At 69.6% G+C, this 405-nt stretch carries 1 protein-coding gene; it reads right to left on the minus strand.

Annotation, left to right across the window (positions count from 1 at the left end; translation table 11 throughout):
- Window positions 1–405 (minus strand): carboxyl transferase domain-containing protein (locus G3I71_RS49150; protein WP_275409470.1); only part of this gene is annotated, 405 nt, incomplete at both ends.

The raw sequence follows: 405 nt of genomic DNA on the forward strand, positions 1-405 counted from the left end.
GCGTAGATGAGCTTCGCGCCGCGGCGGATGATGCCGTTCCACTCCTGGTCGGTGCCCGGCAGGAAGCCCGGCACGTCCACGAACGTCAGCACCGGGATGCCGAACGCGTCGCACGTGCGTACGAACCGCGCGGCCTTCTCGGCGGCGTTGATGTCGAGCGTGCCGGCCATCTGCATCGGCTGGTTCGCGACGACCCCGACGGGGTGCCCCTCGACGTGGCCGAACCCGACCACGACGTTCTGCGCGTACAGCGCCTGCACCTCGAGGAAGCTGCCGTCGTCCAGGACGGTCTCGAGCACCGTGTGCATGTCGTACGGCTGGTTGTCGGAGTCCGGCACGAGCGTGTCGAGCACGAGGTCGTCGTCGGTGACCTCGAGGTCGGCGTCGTGCGCGAACGCGGGCGGC

The organism is Streptomyces sp. SID12501, from assembly GCF_010550245.1.
GTDB lineage: Bacteria > Actinomycetota > Actinomycetes > Streptomycetales > Streptomycetaceae > Streptomyces.